The organism is Paenibacillus sp. 01L418, from assembly GCF_056400045.1.
Window position 1 is genome coordinate 1 of record NZ_JBFTSN010000812.1, and the last position, 946, is coordinate 946.

At 35.0% G+C, this 946-nt stretch carries 1 protein-coding gene; it reads left to right on the plus strand.

Annotated elements, in window-relative coordinates:
- Window positions 1–864: hypothetical protein (locus tag AC1DSE_RS35815; protein WP_477529188.1), on the plus strand; the 864-nt coding region annotated here is incomplete at its 5' end.
- Between the last annotated feature and the right edge of the window lie 82 nt (window positions 865–946).

A 946-nucleotide genomic window follows, 5' to 3' on the forward strand; every position in this document is an offset into this window, starting at 1 on the left:
CTACTTGTCTCGCCAAATGCTGAGTTAATTGCTGTATTTAATACTTTTGGTAGACAGGGAATTGTAATAGATATTACTTCAATGAAGACCATAATGCGATTTAATCGTGATGATTATTATAATGAACAAACCATTTTTCCGGTTGCATTTGTCAATTATAATGCTCAACTTTTATTAATTCATGGTACAAAATGGAATCGACTGGATATTACAAATCCAATCGATTATCAAGTACTAACTGATAGAAATGATCCGGAATATGAATTAACTGAAAGCAAATCAAGTAATTCAGAACATTATTTAGATTATTTTCATGGCCAACTCGTAGTTTCACCTGATAATAAATGGATTGTTGATAATGGATGGGTGTGGCACCCTGCGGGGTGTGTGACAGGTTGGAGCATTCTTGAATGGATAGAAAATCGATGGGAATCGGAAGATGGAACGAGCAAAAAAAATCTCTGGAGTGGAAAAGAGGATTGGAACGATCCATTATGCTGGGTAAGTGATAACGAGATTGGATTAGTAGGTAGAAATAATTATGATTTCATTGATGAGGATGAGCGACATGGGTGGATTTTCAGAGTGATTAATCTGGAGACAGGAAATGTAGTTAAGGAGTTTCCAATATCGTCAGGTAATATTTTTATGGATACATATTTGTTCTCTTGTTTAAAGGAAACAGGAATGAAAATATATGATATAAATAGTGGACGTTTACTGTTCGAAGACGAGAAAATAAATCCATACAACTATCATCATAAATCAAAAGAGTTTATTGGTTTTGATAATGAAAAAATAATGATCTATAAGTTAATCGAAGAAGAATGTAAAGCAGCTAACAGACAGATCTGCGAGGCTTAGTTCGTCGGATGGCAGTAAATTAAGAGGCAGCCGATGACAACGATCGGCTGCTTCTTGATCGTAGACCTAACAGTGCTAAATG